This window comes from Marinomonas fungiae (genome assembly GCF_001418205.1).
In the GTDB taxonomy this organism is placed as follows: Bacteria; Pseudomonadota; Gammaproteobacteria; order Pseudomonadales; family Marinomonadaceae; genus Marinomonas; species Marinomonas fungiae.
Genome location: NZ_LIQF01000004.1, coordinates 1 through 17,236, shown reverse-complemented (window position 1 = coordinate 17,236; position 17,236 = coordinate 1). Strand labels below are relative to the sequence as shown.

Sequence of the window (17,236 nt, the reverse complement as noted above, 5' to 3'; positions counted from 1 at the left end):
GATATTCATGCATGTCGCCTTGTTTATTTTTTGTTAACAATTCTCAGTAATTGTACTGGTTGATTACGTTTGCTTACATTTCTTAGCTTACAGTGTGCTGATTTGTTAAGACCATAAATATTCGTAAACAAAGTGCCGATAATGTGTAAGGTATCAGTGTGTTGTTTGTTTGCCATCTTGCTTTAGGGAATAAAGATGGTGCGTAGAAAGGTGGCCTAGTATGAAACAGATTTCTTTATGGAGCTTGATCGTTGTCCCTTTTACGCTTTTAGCCACCCTCGGCGGTGCGACGGTTTACTTTTTTTCTGCAGTCACTGTTTCGAATGTCTCGGACAATGTTGGCTTGCATTATATGCGCGAGATTGAAACGCGAGTATACGATCGTGTGAATGACTTTATGAAGCCGCTCAACATTATGGTTGAGATCAATCGCGATGCCATTTCAAACCATCCGGAATACCTAGACAACCTAGATTTATTGGCGGGCCGATTCTATGAACAAGCCTTGCCGTATCCTTACATGACATTCATTTCCATGGCGACTGCAGATGGTCGCTATGTGAACTCCACACGAGATCCTTTTGGGAGCTCACATCATATCGCTACCAATTACACCAATGAGCCTTACAGCCTAGAAGCGTTCTACTACGATCCCATTACCTATGTCGGGCAGCCGATGACTACAGAGCCTGTTCATAAAAATTATGATCCGACCACGCGGCCATTTTACCAAGATGCGGTACAGGCAAAAGAGACCGTATGGGGTTCTATTACCCCTTACTATGGCTATGCTTCGTTGGGAGTTGGCCTTGCCGCGCCGATTTATAATAAGCAAGGTGAATTATTAGGCGTCACAGCTACCAGCGTTGCGCTGGGGGCGTTGGATAAATACTTGAAGTCCATTGGTTTGGTTGATAACTCTTATGTGTTTTTGGCTGAACAAAATGGTGATCTGATTGCTTCGTCTCGTCAGGAAGCGCTTTATAGCAAAGATGGTGAAGCATTCAAGCGAGTGTCGTTGACAAGCCATAGTGATGAGGTGTTTGTGCAAGCGGGTAAATCTCTCACACCGGGTACGCAACATCTCAATGTGGATGGCGAAAGTTTTCTTTATCATGTGCGCCCGGTGGAGCTACCGTATGGGCAAACTTGGTATGTAGGCGTGTTGATTCCTGAAGCATATTACAAGAATATTTTGACCGAGTACTCACAGGCTTTGATGCTTATTGTGTTAGTGATCTTTATAAGCATTGCCTTAGCTGGCTCTCTAATCGCGCGTTACATAGGGCGACCGATTGTGCATTTAAACGATGCTGTAAACGCTAACTCGCTTGAGCGAATTCGCCAGATAGCGCAACCATTTAGTAATGTGCGTGAGATTAATTCTCTTGGACGTGGGCTGCAAAAGATGGCTGATAAACTGTCAGATGTGATGCAGAACCTAGAGCAAAAGGTGGCGCAACGTACTTCGCATTTAAAAGACGAGAATGAGCTTTTGTTGGAGCAGAGCACGACCGATGAACTCACAGGGCTTTATAACCGTCGAGGCTTTAATTTGTTATCCGAGCAAGCTTTACTGCAAGCAAGGCAATTCGGACAATCGTTTTGCATCGTATTATGTGACATTGACCACTTCAAATGCGTCAACGATACCCATGGCCACAGCGTGGGAGATCAAGCCTTAATTGGGGTGGCAAGAGTGCTGCAACATCATTTTCGTTCCCACGATATTGTCGCCCGTTATGGTGGCGAAGAGTTTATGCTAATTATCGTTAATATGGACAAAGACGGTGTAATGAAGCGTTTAAACAGTGTGCGCCACATGCTCATCGAGCAACCAGTGCTCGATCATCTACCCATTACCTTAAGCTTTGGTATGGCGCATCTGCAACCGCCAGTAAAGAGCAGCTTAGACGAACTGATTAACGACGTTGATGCCAAGCTTTATAAAGCGAAGAACACCGGCCGAGATAAGATCGTCGAGTAAGCGACAGTTCTTTAACGCATCGCTTCGTTGGAGGGCAAAATCGGTTCTAGCACCATCGTTGGGTCGCCTAACATAGTGCGAAGCGCCGCAGCGAAGAACGGAATATTGACGTGTTGGATAATCTCATTGGTGTGAATAAAGTTCGGAAACGTGTTGATTTCCACTAGCTGTGCAGAGCCATCGTTACGCAGCAACAGGTCGATACCCAATAAAATATAACGGTTCGAGTCGGCAGCTAAACGAGAAGGCTCTAGCACCGGAGTGAGGTTCTGAATCAGCTGTTTGATGCCAGGGTAATAGCGATCGTAGTCAGGGTGGTCAAGCAGCTGCCGCATTGTCACTGCCCCATCTTCGGTATGATAGCCCGCGTGATCGATTTGTACGGCATAGTCTGTGCTATGGGGGTCGTATGTTTGGCCATGCACAACCAAGAAGCCATTTTGATAGAGATAAATCGTCTGGTTCCAAATCAAGCAATAGGTGCGGGTGGTGAATTTCCTTCCCTCAAACAGTGCAAGGTCGGTCACGCCTGCCTGCACGATATAATTCGACGGTAGCTCGACCGAGGCCAACTCTTCATGGGTCACACAGGACATGCCTTGACCACCGGTGCCAAAGCAGTTTTTGATAAACCATAGGGGAGCAGGCTCAGCTTTATGGTTTAGGGCCTCTGCAATACTGAAGTAAGTCGCAGGGGCAATCCCTTCCAGATGATGATCTTTGATCGCTTGTGCCAAGGCTGCCTTATTCGAAAGTGCGTTTACAATAGTGCGGTCGATTACTCGTAGGACACGTGTGCCTTCGCTGACATCACTGAGGTCAAGCAGCGAATTGCCATAGGTGTCCCAATAAGTGAAACAGACAGGCTGTGCTTTACGCACTAATACAGGGTCGAGCTGATCAATCGCCTGTTGCAGCAGCTTGGTGGCGCGATTGATCTTATTGGTCATGATGGACGGTTTCTGCGTTACCGCGGTCGTTCTAGGGGCGGCTTTGGCAGGGACTTTATCCAGCTTTGGATAATGTTGAAAGTCCTGCTTCTCAGTCATGGGGCGGGCATGAAACCAAATATTAAACGCCCATTTCTCACCTTTAATCACGGGCGTCCCAGCATGTAGACTGTCTGGGTGCGGAGCATTGTAATCGTCCACGACATTATTAAATAACGCCATGCGGCCTTGCTTTGCTTGTACCTCAGCATTGAGTTTATCAAAGCGTGTACCGCCACCGCTTTCCACATCGTTAAGGTACACCAACGCTGTCACCAGACGCTGCCCCCCGAAGCTACAGCAGCGTTGTCCCCGAGCGTTGGTGAGATCGTAAGCATCATAATGAGCACGATACTCTTGGTCGACACCATAATGAATGATCTGCATGGCTTCGGCATTTTCTAACGGAATGCCAACGATGGCCGAGAGGCGCTCACCGATTTTGCGTACCGTTTCATCCTCGGAATAACGCAACCAACAATTGCTGCCACTGCGACCGTCAATAATGTCGCTGTCATCGTCTAGCGATACTTTCGCTCGTTGTGTTTTGCCCGTTGCCAAGGCAATTAAATAGGCGCATTCCTCTGGCGACACGACCCCATCACGAAAACCAACAAAAGGCGATGCGTTTAATACCTGAGTATCAGGGTACGTTTTCTGAATGGGGGCAAAATCGATCATAGGGTAGGTTCTCTCCGAGCTCAAAGACTACTCAGTCGCATCGTGAATGGTTTCTTTCGTGCTGTTCCAAATATCAGACGAGTCTTGTTTCACCCCTTCCCAAGTGCTAGAACAGCCACCGAGTAACAGCGTAAAAACAATCGCAAACAATGAAAATCTCATGTTGCAACCTCTTTTCTGATGGGGTTTATAACAGTAGCAAAAAGTGTTGCGGAAATTGACTTAAAATTTGAAAACGCGTGGCGAGTTTTTATTATGTTATCTTTACGCATACTTGAACCATTATTAGAAATAATCTCACGATGTTTGGGAGTGGGTATTGATAGATTCTCGGCGTTTTTCATCATTTGATTTTAAAGGTGATGTCTTCGGTGGTGTGACCACTGCGATTATTTCCCTACCGCTAGCGCTTGCCTTCGGTGTGGCTTCTGGCGCAGGGGCGGAAGCGGGTCTTTGGGGTGCGATCATGGTCGGTTTCTTTGCCGCCTTGTTTGGCGGCTCAACGACGCTGATTTCAGAGCCTACCGGCCCGATGACTGTGATTATGACGGCGATCTTGACCAGCATGATGGCAGAATACCCCGAGCACGGCATGGCCATGGGATTTACCGTGGTGATGATGGCAGGGGCTTTCCAGATGCTGTTGGGCTGGCTCAAGCTTGGGAAATACGTCACCTTGATGCCCTATAGTGTGGTCTCTGGTTTTATGTCAGGGATTGGCGTCATCCTGATTATCTTGCAGCTATCGCCCTTGTTAGGTTCCCCAGCACCGCCTGGTGGCGTAACCGGTACACTCATGGCGATTCCTGACACCCTAGCGAATTTACAATGGCGTGAGTTGTTACTTGGTGTGCTGACGTTGGCGGTGTTGTTTTTGTTTCCAAAGCAGTACCGCAAATATGTCCCCGCTCAATTGGTGGCTCTGGTCGCGATCACACTTATTTCCGTGATCCTTTTTGACAGCGACAGCATTCGCCGCATCGGTGAAATCCCATCAGGCTTGCCATCGTTAGTGTTCCCACACTTTAGCGCGGATATGTTCACTAAAATGATCATCGATGCCTTGGTGCTGGGTACTCTGGGTTGTATTGATACCTTGTTAACGGCGGTGATTGGGGACTCGTTGACGCGTACCGAACATGACTCCGATAAAGAACTGCGCGGTCAGGGCCTTGCGAATATGATTTCTGGTTTATTCGGCGCTTTGCCAGGTGCAGGGGCGACCATGGGCACGGTGACTAATATCCAAGTCGGCGCACGTTCTCCGGTATCGGGCATTGTGCGCGCATTGGTACTAGCGTTAGTGGTACTGGTCGCAGGTGGGCTCACGGAACCGATCCCAATGGCTGTGTTGGCAGGTATTGCGGTCTATGTGGGTTTTAACATTCTCGACTGGAGCTTTATCCAACGAGCCCATAAAGTCAGCTTGTCAGGCATGGCGATTATGTATGGCGTGATGCTGCTGACGGTCTTTGTCGACTTAATTGCAGCGGTTGGCCTCGGCGTATTTATTTCCAATATCATCATTATCGAAAAACTGAGCCGCGAACAAACCCGCCATGTCAAAGCCATCAGTGACTCTGATAATAACAGCGTTCCTCTAACCGACGATGAACGTGCCATGCTGGATCAAGCTCAGGGTAAGGTACTGTTCTTCTACTTATCAGGCCCGATGATCTTTAGTGTCTCCAAAGCCATCTCGCGCCAACATGCCAGCATCGATGAATACGATGTCATGATCTTGGACTTGAGCGACGTGCCCATGATCGATGTCACCGTAGGTTTAGCGCTCGAAAACGCCATCAAAGATGCCAACGACGTGAACTGCGAAGTGCTGCTACTGTGCCCGAATGAACGCACGCGCGAACAACTCGATAAATTCCACGTGATGAGCTTTATCCCAGAAGACAACGACTGCGCCACGCGGGAGCAGGCGTTGCAAAAAGCCTTGGCTTGTATTGAAGCGAAAGGTTAGAGCTCGCTTCCACAGCATTTAAATAAAACAAACCCACTTTTAATGGCGATTAAAAGTGGGTTTGTTTTTAGATCGGCACTGAGATAGTTTATTCAGTCGCTTCATGGATGGTCTCTTTCGTATCATTGTAGATATCCGACGAATCATCCTTCACGCCTTCCCACGTACTTGAACAACCGCCTAAGAAAAGTGCCGTTACCATCGCTAATATTGGAAATTTCATAGCTGTCCCTCACTCTTTTGTTTGAAGTCATTTCAACGTAGCAGAAAGATTTTCAAAGCGTCACCCAAGCATCGCACCTTGTGAAAGCTTTGCAACTTACAACCATCATTGTTACGCCAAATGCTGAAATGTGAACAAAGTGTTTGTGGGGATGGGAGTTGCTCAACTTTTTGGTAAGGCCATTTCTCGCTGCCGCAGTCAGTTTCTAAAGCAGAAAATACGGAGACTTATTTTGATATGTATTTATGCATCATAAAACTATTTTTGATATGCAATAGGTAATCAAATTTGTATTATTAGATTCATTTCGATATGTTTTTATATATTATCTATTAAGTGATGCATTAAGGTATATCAATATGAGCTATGTTACCGAGCAAATACTGGAAAGCCTTCGGGAAGCACGGGTACGTAAAGGCCTTAGCCAGAGAGAGTTAAGTGCTCGCTCGGGCGTACCGCAAAGCCATATTTCAAAAATTGAGTCGGGTAGTGTCGACCTAAGAATGTCCAGCCTAATAGCGCTTGCCCGTGTGCTCGACTTAGAGCTGTTTGTCGCGCCGAAAAAATCTTTTCCCGCCATCAAATCCATCATTCGAAGTAGCCAAGTTTCCAATAATAACGGCATCAACGATGAAGCTGAGCAAATGCCACCTGCATACCAGTTAGATGGAGAGGACGATGACGAATAGAGTCTCTACGTTAAATGTTTTGCTTTATGGCGAACCTATCGCAACCATCACCAATGTTGGCAATGATAGAGCGCTATTTGCCTTTATGGATTCGTACATTAATGATGAATCACGGCCTGTGTTAGGGCTTGGTTTTAAAGATGTGCTAGGCGGCTTGTTAACCAACTTCAAGCCTACCCAAACCAAATTAACACCATTCTTTTCCAATCTCCTGCCAGAAGAAACCATGCGTCATTACCTAGCAGAGCGCGCTGGTGTAAACCCTGCACGGGAGTTTTTTCTATTGTGGGTATTAGGACAAGATTTAGCTGGCGCGATTACAGTTGAACCAGCGGATGGTGAAGCGCTGCCGCCTAATGTGCATCAAGACATTGATGATGAAAAGAAAATTGAAGCACCAATGCGTTTTTCATTGGCCGGTGTGCAATTGAAGTTCTCAGCGGTGCAGCAGGCACACGGTGGTTTGACGATCCCTGCTACGGGTCAAGGTGGCTCTTGGATTGTGAAATTGCCGTCGTCTCGCTTTGACGCTGTGCCAGAAAACGAATATTCGATGATGACATTGGCTCGAATGTTGGGAATGGATGTGCCAGAGACTCAGCTACTCCCCATCGACCAGATAGCGAATATTCCAAATGGCATCGGCAGGTTTGGTGACAGTGCATTTGCGATCAAACGCTTTGACCGTTTTGATGGTAAAGCGATACACACAGAAGACTTTGCTCAAGTGTTTGGCGTCTATCCTCAAGATAAATACAAAAAAGCCAGTATGCGCAATATTGCTCAGGTTATCGGTATAGAAGGGCAAGACGAGGACATTGCAGAATTTACCCGTCGATTGGTGTTCAATACCCTCATTGGTAATGCCGATATGCACTTGAAGAACTGGTCTGTGATTTACAAAGACAAGCGCACCGCATCGATAGCACCGGCTTATGACTTTGTCTCCACCATTCCCTATATCCCTGATGACAGTGCATCACTCAAGGTGAGTCGTAGCAAGAAATTCAGTGATTTCACGCTGGATGAACTATCACACTTAGCCGCTAAAGCCATGCTGCCAGAAAAGTTAGTGTTGGATACGGCGAAAGAAACCGTAGCAGGCTTTCACGAAATATGGGCCAAAGAGAAAGCCCACCTGCCACTGACTAAATCGATGATTGCAGCGATTGAGACCCACCTAAGAAGCATACCGCTGTACTCGTGAAAGTGGGATTGTATTCCTAGTTTTGGCTGAGATATGGGAATATAGTCCCATTATTGATTGAGAAGGCGTTAAAGGGACTTTATGCAGCAGACGGGTATCTATGAACAGCTAATTACCCAGCTAGTTGAAAAGCGTTTGGATCGTGAGCGTTTTTATGTTGGCGAACGAGCGCTGAGTAGCAGCGAAGCATCGGTGTGGCTGTCGCGTTTTCTGTCTAATATTCTCGAATACGCTATTGGCTCAGTGCCGACTGGCAACGACCAACTGCAACAGCAAATCGCGTTATCCAATGAGCTATTACTGTGGCTGAAAGAACGTTTTCAAGACGATGACTTAATCGAAGAAAACCTGCTGAGCAGCCAAGGCAAAATCCTTACGGCTTTATACGAGTTGGAAAATCCTATAGCTGCCAATCTTAAGCAATATGTTGAAAACATCTTTCCGCTAACAGGCCTGACACAAAGTGAGCTGTTTTGCGGTAGCAACGCAGGCTTGTCGTTAGAGTCTGAGTTAAAACGCGAAATCTTATCCGCAGATAAAATTTACTGGCTGGTGTCTTTTATCAAATGGGCTGGCATTCGTATCTTTCGCAAAGAGCTGGAAGCGTTTACTGCCAGCGGCCGAGAACTTAAGATCATCACCACATCTTACATGGGTGCGACCGATGTCAAAGCTGTCGAGTATTTGGCGAGTTTACCTAATACCGAAGTGAAGCTGAGCTACAATACTGAGCGTGAGCGATTGCATGCTAAGAGCTATTTATTCCTTCGTAATACGGGCTATCACACGGGCTATATCGGCTCTTCTAACTTATCGCACTCGGCATTGACCAATGGCCTTGAGTGGAACCTTAAAATCACCTCACAAGAGATCCCGCATATCATCGACAAATCGCTCAGTACATTTGAAACCTATTGGGCATCCAATGAGTTTGAGCCGTTTAATGGCGATGCAACTAGCACCGAGAAGCTTAACAAAGCCTTGCGACAGCAGCGGGTTGGCGATGAACACACGACCGCGCACTTTTTTGATATCACACCGTTCCCCCATCAAAGTGAGATTTTGGAACAGCTGGCCGTAGAGCGAGATATTCATCAGCGCTTTCGCAACCTAGTGGTCGCGGCTACCGGCACAGGTAAAACCCTGATTTCTGCGTTTGATTTTGCGCGCTTTGTAAAACAGAAGCCTAACGCGACCTTCTTGTTTGTGGCCCATCGAGAAGAAATTCTAAAGCAGGCCCGAGCGGCCTACCGTGGCGTATTGCGGGATGGTTCCTTCGGTGAGCTGTGGGTGGGCGGTCATACGCCAGCCCACTATCGTCAGTTGTTTGTATCAATCCAAACGCTGAATAACCAACTAGAACACCTTAACCTCACGCCAGACTTTTACGATTACATTGTCATCGATGAAGTACATCACATTGCGGCTAATAGCTATCGGGCTGTGTTGGCGTATTTCCAGCCGAGTTTATTGCTGGGCTTAACGGCGACGCCTGAACGCCATGATGGTGGCGATATTTTGGCGGACTTCGGTGGTGTCATTGCCGCGGAAATACGTTTACCGGAAGCCATTAATCGTCGCCACTTATCGCCATTTCAATATTTTGGCATCGATGACGATACCGACCTACGTAATATCGCTTGGAGCCGCGGGCGCTACGATATTGCACAGCTGACCAATCTTTATACTCATAACCAAGCGCGTTTTGACAAGATACTACTGAGTTTGCAGGAGATCGTTACTGATATTAGCCAAATGAAGGCGTTAGCGTTTTGTGTCAGCCGCGAGCATGCAAAGTACATGGCGAGCCAATTTCTACTGAAAGGTATTAAAGCGGATGTACTGACCAGTGATAACAGCGCTGAGCGCCAGCAGAAACAGCAGGCGATCCGCAGTGGTCAAATCAATGTGTTGTGTGTCGTGGATATCTTTAATGAAGGCGTCGATATTCCAGAAGTCGATACTTTGTTGTTCTTACGACCTACCGAAAGTCTCACCATTTTTCTGCAACAGCTGGGTCGTGGCTTGCGTCTCGCCGAGGGTAAAGAGTGTTGCACGGTATTGGATTTTGTTGGCAACTCACGACCCGAGTACGATTTTGCAAATAAATTCAGGGCGTTAGTCGGCAGAAGCCCAAAAGCGATCAGTGATGAAATCAAACAAGGCTTCCCGCATGCGCCGTTAGGTTGTCGAATCGAGCTGACAAAACGCACCCAAGAGATGGTGCTCAGTAATATTCGCCAAGCGACACTCACTCAAAATCGCCTGACGGCCATGATCCGTCAATTCCCCCAGCATTCTACGCAACCTCTAACACTGGCGAACTTTATCGCGCAACACCCACATATCGACTTAAACGAACTGTATAAACGCGGCAGCTGGGCTGAGCTGGTGTCGAAAGCCAAAGATGATGTCAAAGAAGGCTCGCAGATCGGAGAAGCCTTTAAAATAGTGCGCAAAGCGATACATAACCGCATTCTGACCTGTGACGATTACGGTTATTTAAACTTCCTTCAACGGCTTTGTGAGACCGACTTTAGTGGTGTCAACGTGGACGATCGACGTGCGGTGATGTGCCATTATGATTTCTGGCAAAAGCCAGGCCCTGATTTAGGCTTGGCGACTTTAGCGCAGAGTATTAAGCAGCTCAGCCATCTTGGGGTGGCGCAGGAGCTGGCCGATGTAATTCGCTGGCAACTTGCTCGCATCAAGCATGAATTGGTCGATATGACCGAGCTGCCAGAGGTACCGCTTAAAGTGCATGCTCGCTACGCTCGCGAGCAGATAATGGTAGCATTTGGTGCGACGACATTTGAGCGTCAACCGCCAGCAAGAGAAGGCGTGTTTGTTATTAAAGACGATAATATTGAGTTGCTGTTTGTCACGCTCGATAAAAATGAAAAGCAATTCTCACCGACCACCATGTACCACGACTACGCCATCAACGAGTCACTGTTTCATTGGCAATCACAGAACAGCGCACGACCGGATCGAGGACGTGGCTTGGAATACATCCAGCATCAAAAAATCGGCAAACGTCTATTCTTGTTTGTGCGAGAGCAAACCAAAGACGAATACGGCCGCACTATGGGCTTTGTGAACTATGGGGAAGTGGCATATGTGTCTCACACCGGTTCACAACCTATGAGCATTACATGGCAACTGCAAACACCGATGCCTCATTTTATGTGGCAACAGGCCGCGAAGCTGGCGGTGGGGTAAATGGGGCGAGATTTAAGTCTGTCAGAAAAGTTCAGCTTTTGAGTGGCAGAAGCTAGAAATGAAAACCCCGGCTCTAGGCCGGGGCAAAATAGTTAGGTCTTTGCGAAAGGTCTTAAGTTGAAACTCATTGGAGCCTTACGCCAACCTTGTGATAAAGTTTAAGCCCTATTGACGACCTCGTCAATATTTTAATTACTATGAAGAAGCAACGGATGCCAAGAAGTATAAACTATCGCCCTACTTTAATAGACGAATTAATCACTAATGAACGTTTGAATAGCTATGCATCTGTTTTCAGCTACTCGGATGATAGTGAGTTGGTTGGGGCGTACTTATGGAATACGCATGTTTGTTCTGCTATTTACCCCCTACTAACAGCTTCGGAAGTAGCTCTTAGGAACTCAATAGATACTGCTTTAGTAAAAGACATTGGTCGTTTCTGGTGGGCACGCAATCGTTTACATTATAAATCGTTCACCTCTTCTTCTAATGAGCCGTTTGAAGTAAAGGCCATAAAAAATAACTTTTCAAAGGCAACAGATCAGGTAAGGAAAGATAAAAAGGGGCGCTACAGAACTAAGAGCGCTACACCAACGCATCATGAGATCATCGCAAAAACAGAGTTTTCTACTTGGGAATTCATTTTAGATGCAGAGTTTATGGGGCCAAATCTAATATGGCCTAAACACTTAGGAGCTGTATTCAAAGGAAGTTGGCCTTCTCGTAGTGCCTCAACAATGCTTGGCTCTACCAGAGATTTAGTAAAAACTATAAGAGAGTTCCGAAATAGAGTGTCTCATCACGAGCCAATCTGGAAACGCTATGGTGTTCATACAGAGTTAGACGCAATAAGCCATCTGAATGAAAAAATTGATAAGATTATGCAGTTAGTTGCTTTAATCTCTCCTGATAAAGAACAGCTACTTGTTAAGAACAGTCTTTTAGCTAGAGCTAAAATGGCATGCTCTATCGACGAGCTACGTCGTTACCAGAATCTAACTACACCGCATAAGGTAAAATCAATATCTAAGCTTTGTATGCTCGCTCAGCAGTCTACTCGCGATAATAAAACAATACCGGTAACTATCTACAAGAACGGATCAGCTAACTTCCTGATTCAACCAAAGTAGCGATTCCTTAGATTAATTACGATGTTTATTCTGAAGTAGAACAGAGAAAAGTGGATAGGGCTGCTACCCACTCACTAATCGAAATTATTCGATGTTTTGGATCTGCTCATTGAGTAGCGACCTAGACCCCAACAAACTCAATGAGTTATCGAAAAGAAACCGTTCAGAAATGCCTGTTTGCCCACCAAACTGCCCACCACTTGCCTATGGCTTTTACTAAATCTTAGTGGTTAGCAATGGAAAAACAGTGCCGTTTTTACGCTGCTGTTAGGGTCTAAAAATAGCAGTTTTGAAGGGCTTTATCGAGTAATTTTTTCAACACTCTATGCACTGATGGATATTATAGTGTCCAAGTTCTGTTTTATTTCGCTATAATGGATATAACTGTATCCATTTGGTCTTTGCGGATGAATTTTACCTTACTTGATGATACCGATGTAAGCCAAGCTTATGCGGCCTATTTACGTGAGTTACGCAAGCAGGCAAAGCTGTCGCGCGCTGCATTGGCTGAGCGAAGCTGCGTACCTGCGGCCACCATTAAGAAATTTGAGCTGACCGGGCAAATTTCATTTCGTCAATTGCTGTTGCTATGGCAGACCCTTGATTCGCTAGATAGGCTTTATCAGCTCACACAACCTAGCAAAGAACGCGCTGCTATACCCACAAGTATTGATGAGGTGCTAAAAGATGAGTTTTAAACCGATTCAGAAGCTTAATGTTACTCGTACGCTAAGCTCAGGTGAGCAGATATCTGTTGGAGTCTTGGCGCAGAATCGGCAAGGCGTTTTTTTTCAGTATACTGACGACTATTTGCAGCAGTTTGGCAATTTATCACCGTTTACCTTGCAAGCGAATAGGCAAGTTCAAGCCGCACCTAAAGAGCCGCACCAAGGAGTACATGGCGTATTTGGAGATTGTTTGCCCGATGGCTGGGGCATGCTGTTACAAGATCGTATTTTCCGGCAAAAGGGCATACTGCCTAATCAATTAACGGCGATGGATAGGTTAGCCTTTGTCGGTGATAAAGGCATGGGAGCATTGTCTTTTTCTCCGGTGTCTGAGTTTTCAGCCACCACGCACGCGGATATTGATTTAGCGACGTTAGGCTTAGAAGCACAAACGTTGTTCGATGCTTCAATGTCAGATTACATGGATGATAATCACGATGAGTTAGATGGGCATACGCAACAGGTGTTGGCCGCATTAGTCGCCGGAGGTAGTTCGGGTGGGGCAAGGCCTAAGGCACAAATTTATATGCCTGCTGGGGAAACTCAGCATTGTCGAACCTTTGCTCAGCCTGGAGATGAGGCCTGGCTGGTGAAGTTTACCTCTAAAAATCTCGCACTTGGCCATGAAGAAGGTTTGTGTGAGGCGGTTTATTTACAAATGGCAGAACTTGCTAAGTGTCAACCGCCGCAATGGCAACTCATTGAAGCACCCCCTACAAGCGGTGCGTCTGCTTGGCTGGCGCTTAAGCGTTTTGATTATGTCACTGAACAGGCCGACTTAGGCAGAAAGCGCAGTGTAGGTCGATTGCATATGCACAGCGCTTGCGGGCTACTGGATGCAGACTTTCGAACGCCAAGTTTAGATTACATTGATTTGATTAAAGCCAGCCGTCAGTTGTGTAAATCGCCAGCGGCTGGACAACTGCAATTTCGCCGTGCCGTTTTTAACCTGCTGTCGTCTAATCAAGACGACCACAGTAAAAACTGGGCGTTTTTGCAAGCGGATGACGGTCAATGGAATCCTGCACCTTTTTATGATGTTACCTACAGCCCACATCCATTCAACGAACACGCCACTGCGTTCGGAGGTTATGGTAAAGCGCCACCGCTTAAGGTGATGCAAAAACTTGCTACCAGTGCTGGCTTTGCGAATTGGCATGATGCAAGGCAAGTCATTGAAGAAGTCGCAGAAGCCATCAGCCAATTTACGTATCTGGCACAGCAGCAAGGGATCAGTAAAACAACAGTGTCTGCGATTGCTAAGACATTGGATCAGCGCAAACAAGAAAATGCAGCGCTTTTTCAATGAAAGTAAAACAAACTTTTCAATTCACAATAAATATATAACAAGGTCATCGTGAGCGAATATCAATACTATAAATTTGAGCGTCTGGATGGGTATTTAGATGCTAAAGCACGTCAAGCACTCAGGGCCATTTCAAGCCGTGCCGAGATCAGCGCTACGTCCTTTCAGGTGTATTACACCTACAGTGACTTAAAGGCAGAGCCTTTTGAGCTGATGTTAAAATACTTTGATATCGGTTTTTATTATGCCGATTGGGGCTCAATCGATGCCTACATCAAGCTACCAGCAGGAACGCTCCCTGAAGCTTTACTTTGCTTTTCAAGTGATGGGCTTCATGTTCACGAAAACGATGAGTGGCAGTTGCTGATTTTTTCCCTTGAGGAGTATGACGAATATTTTGACGATGAGCATGCCGACCAATTTTTCCAGCATTTAACCGCTTTACGCAGCGGGTTAATGCAAGGGGATTGGCGCCTTGTGTACTTCATGTGGCTCAAAGCGTTTGATTTTAATGATGACGTTGAGCGAGTGCCGTTAATTCAATTCGATTTTGAGCACCTCAGTGAAGAGGAGCAGGCGTTTGCGGCACTCTATGATATTCCCTTAGCATTAGTTAAGGCTCTGTCCATGGTGCTGAACGCACAACCCAGCCATCAAGCCAAACAAGCCCAGTTTCAGTTTGATACGTGGCTAAACAATCTCACGGAAGTTGAGAAAGACACGCTATTGCGCGCACTGTTTGAGCAAGGCCAGCTAACCCGACACCAAGCCTTAGCGCTGACGCGAAAAGAACCCGCTAACACAGACGAAATCTACCAGTATTGGTTAACCCCCGAGGTAATTTCTCCTTTTATTGAGCAAGCGCAAAGCCAATTACAGCAAGAGCAAGCCGCAGCACTCGCAAAGAAAATGGCTATTGAAAAAGGAGAAAAAGAAAAAGCGTTGACGGATGTTTACAATCGGCGTGAGCACTACTGGCAGCAAGCACAAGAGCAAGCGGATCGCACTTGCGCCAGTGGTTACGATGCGGCATCACGCTATTTGCATCAGCTGTTTGAGGCCTATCAGTTCAAAGCGGATGAAGCAGTGTTTGAACAACGCTTTGAGCGCTTTGTTGTGGCGAATAATAGCCGTAAAGCACTGTTAAATCGCTTGAGTGATTTGCTTTAAACGATGAGGCGATAGGCTGGCCAAATGACGTTAGCAAAAAACCGATTGAGGGTTGGTTGAAAGGTTGTAAGCCCACCAAAGGTCTACAAATTGTTACCTATGAAGTCACTTTGTGTAGACCTCGGGGTCTAAGCAACGCGCTTTTACCATCTCTGTGGTAAATACTGCGTGAAATACAAAGGCATCACGATATTGGTTTGCTCTAATGCGGATGAGCCTTGTGTACCCGTTAACTTAAAGGTTTTACTTGGAGTACATTTTTCAACGTAGGATGCCAACGATTTTGCTCTTGTACGTTTACCACTTTTGACCTCTACAGGGACGATATCGCCTTCATCGGTCGCCAAAATAAATTCGATTTCGGCGCGGGCGTCATTCCATGAATAGCTTGGGTCAACGCCAATGGCAGTGAGCTCTTGTTGCACAAAGTTTTCAGCCACATAACCTTTGTATTCATAGTTTTGTTGCTTAATTTCTTTATAACTGCTGCCGAGCATATGATTAAGCAGGCCCACATCAAACAGAAACAGTTTCACCATATTTTCTTTTTTATAGGCCGCTAACGGAGATTTCGGCAATCCTTCAATAGGGTAGTTTGGCAAAGTTAAGCGGCAGCAGTTAAGCCAATGGATCGCGGTTTTAAAATCGCTATAACGAGATTTACGCTCATGCACATGCTTAAATTTAAAGCGTTTAACCGACTCATCGCTGACAAGTGATAGCTGGGCTGGAATGCTATTAAATACCGATTCAATCAGTGTGGCGTCGACCTTGCCCGCGTACTTACCAAAATCGCGGCGATAACCTTCCACTAAATCGGCATGAATTTTTGTGACTTTTTCAACACGCTCTAGAATGCTTGAATCCTTATACTGATACCAAGCAGAAACGGCTTCCGGCATACCACCAGTAAAAAAGTAGTCAGTGAGTTTGTCCATCAATTTGGTGTGTACTGCCGGTGTGCTTGCTTGACTATCAAATGCTTTGATCAGCGCTTGCTCGTTGGATGCGTAAATAAATTCTTGGAAGGTCAGTGGTCGTAAATTGTATTGTTCTACCTTGCCCACAGGGAAGGTGTTGAGCAAACCAATATTCGAGCCGCTGGCAGCGACAAAATAGGACGGTGCTTTTTCAGCAAAGTACTTTAGTGAGGTAACGGCACGTTCACATTCGCCAATTTCATCTAATATCAGCAGATCGGTTTCTGGGTTGAACGCTTGGTTGGTTAACAACTCAATGTTCATTACTAGCTCGTCAGGTGACAGAGAGCCATCGAACGCTTCTTTGTAAGCAGGGTTTTCAAGGAAGTCGATACGAAGGATGTTGGCAAAGGTGTTCCCAAATAACTCTTGTAGCAGATAGGTTTTACCTGTTTGTCTTGCACCATCGATCAATAATGGCTTGCGCACCGGTTGATTTTTCCATGCTATTAGGGCGTTTAGTAAGTTGCGCTGCATTGTCATTTCCCGCCAATTAAGACTGTTAACTGCCTGTAGTATAACTCAGTCTACACTTTTACGCGCAGAAAAGTGAGGAATTTTACATTTTTATGCGCATAAAAGTGTAATCCGCAACCTTTGGCATTCAGGGATCCATTTCATCGCCTTGGCCAACGCGCAAGCTAAACCTAAAGGTGGGATATAAATCCAATTATATTGAGTAAAGTGGGAATATAGTCCTATATGTAAATTGTTGGAGTTGCTTGGGATTCAAAGTTGGACTATATTCCCATTAACGGTTAAATAGTGGGAATATAGTCCCTTTGGTTGGTGATATGGCTAAGCGTGACTTACACAATGTACTGTTTCCAAAGCAGCGCAAAATCCTGACGCATTTTGGTGAAGACTTGCTGTTGGCGATGAAACGACGTGGTTTTACAAAAAAGCTACTGTGTGAACGTACTGGTTTTGATCATAAAACCGTGAATAA

General features: G+C 46.0%; 13 protein-coding genes. 9 read left to right on the top strand and 4 right to left on the bottom strand.

The window, feature by feature from the left end; all coding sequences use genetic code 11:
* Positions 1-220 precede the first annotated feature (220 nt).
* Complete coding sequence (locus ASC49_RS07105) at positions 221-1,987, top strand: sensor domain-containing diguanylate cyclase (RefSeq protein ID WP_055462551.1); 1,767 nt, start codon at positions 221-223, stop codon at positions 1,985-1,987.
* An 11-nt stretch (positions 1,988-1,998) separates the two neighbouring features.
* On the opposite strand, the gene ASC49_RS07100 is transcribed toward ASC49_RS07105, so the two are convergent.
* Positions 1,999-3,657 (bottom strand): 2OG-Fe(II) oxygenase, encoded by a 1,659-nt coding sequence (locus ASC49_RS07100; RefSeq protein ID WP_055462550.1) that lies wholly within the window; start codon positions 3,655-3,657, stop codon positions 1,999-2,001.
* A 27-nt stretch (positions 3,658-3,684) separates the two neighbouring features.
* Positions 3,685-3,819 (bottom strand): hypothetical protein, encoded by a 135-nt coding sequence (locus ASC49_RS20175; RefSeq protein WP_055462549.1) that lies wholly within the window; start codon positions 3,817-3,819, stop codon positions 3,685-3,687.
* 157 nt (positions 3,820-3,976) lie between these two features.
* On the opposite strand from ASC49_RS20175, the gene ASC49_RS07090 reads away from it, so the two are divergent.
* Complete coding sequence (locus tag ASC49_RS07090) at positions 3,977-5,632, top strand: SulP family inorganic anion transporter (RefSeq protein ID WP_211262027.1); 1,656 nt, start codon at positions 3,977-3,979, stop codon at positions 5,630-5,632.
* A gap of 88 nt (positions 5,633-5,720) precedes the next feature.
* Here the strand turns inward: ASC49_RS07090 and ASC49_RS20170 are convergent, their stop codons facing one another.
* A complete protein-coding gene (locus ASC49_RS20170; protein WP_055462548.1) occupies positions 5,721-5,855 on the bottom strand; it encodes a hypothetical protein in 135 nt (44 codons plus the stop codon).
* A gap of 359 nt (positions 5,856-6,214) precedes the next feature.
* Here ASC49_RS20170 and ASC49_RS07080 point away from each other — a divergent pair, with 359 nt between their 5' ends.
* From ASC49_RS07080 to ASC49_RS07050, 7 genes are all read left to right on the top strand, one after another.
* A complete protein-coding gene (locus ASC49_RS07080) occupies positions 6,215-6,544 on the top strand; it encodes a helix-turn-helix domain-containing protein (protein ID WP_055462547.1) in 330 nt (109 codons plus the stop codon).
* A complete protein-coding gene (locus ASC49_RS07075) occupies positions 6,534-7,751 on the top strand; it encodes a type II toxin-antitoxin system HipA family toxin (protein WP_055462546.1) in 1,218 nt (405 codons plus the stop codon). Before ASC49_RS07080 ends, ASC49_RS07075 begins: the two co-directional genes overlap by 11 nt.
* A gap of 81 nt (positions 7,752-7,832) precedes the next feature.
* Entirely contained in the window at positions 7,833-10,973 is a 3,141-nt protein-coding gene (locus ASC49_RS07070; RefSeq protein ID WP_055462545.1) for a DUF3427 domain-containing protein, read from the top strand.
* A 212-nt stretch (positions 10,974-11,185) separates the two neighbouring features.
* Positions 11,186-12,103 carry an Abi family protein gene (locus ASC49_RS07065; protein ID WP_055462544.1) on the top strand — a complete coding sequence of 306 codons (918 nt, stop codon included), beginning with the start codon at positions 11,186-11,188 and terminating at the stop codon, positions 12,101-12,103.
* Positions 12,104-12,477: 374 nt separating this feature from the next.
* Positions 12,478-12,801 (top strand): helix-turn-helix domain-containing protein, encoded by a 324-nt coding sequence (locus ASC49_RS07060; protein ID WP_428838684.1) that lies wholly within the window; start codon positions 12,478-12,480, stop codon positions 12,799-12,801.
* Positions 12,791-14,140 (top strand): type II toxin-antitoxin system HipA family toxin, encoded by a 1,350-nt coding sequence (locus ASC49_RS07055; RefSeq protein ID WP_055462543.1) that lies wholly within the window; start codon positions 12,791-12,793, stop codon positions 14,138-14,140. Before ASC49_RS07060 ends, ASC49_RS07055 begins: the two co-directional genes overlap by 11 nt.
* Positions 14,141-14,188: 48 nt before the next feature.
* A complete protein-coding gene (locus tag ASC49_RS07050) occupies positions 14,189-15,307 on the top strand; it encodes a hypothetical protein (RefSeq protein WP_055462542.1) in 1,119 nt (372 codons plus the stop codon).
* 143 nt (positions 15,308-15,450) lie between these two features.
* Here the strand turns inward: ASC49_RS07050 and ASC49_RS07045 are convergent, their stop codons facing one another.
* Entirely contained in the window at positions 15,451-16,764 is a 1,314-nt protein-coding gene (locus ASC49_RS07045) for an ATP-binding protein (protein ID WP_055462541.1), read from the bottom strand.
* Positions 16,765-17,236: the final 472 nt, after the last annotated feature.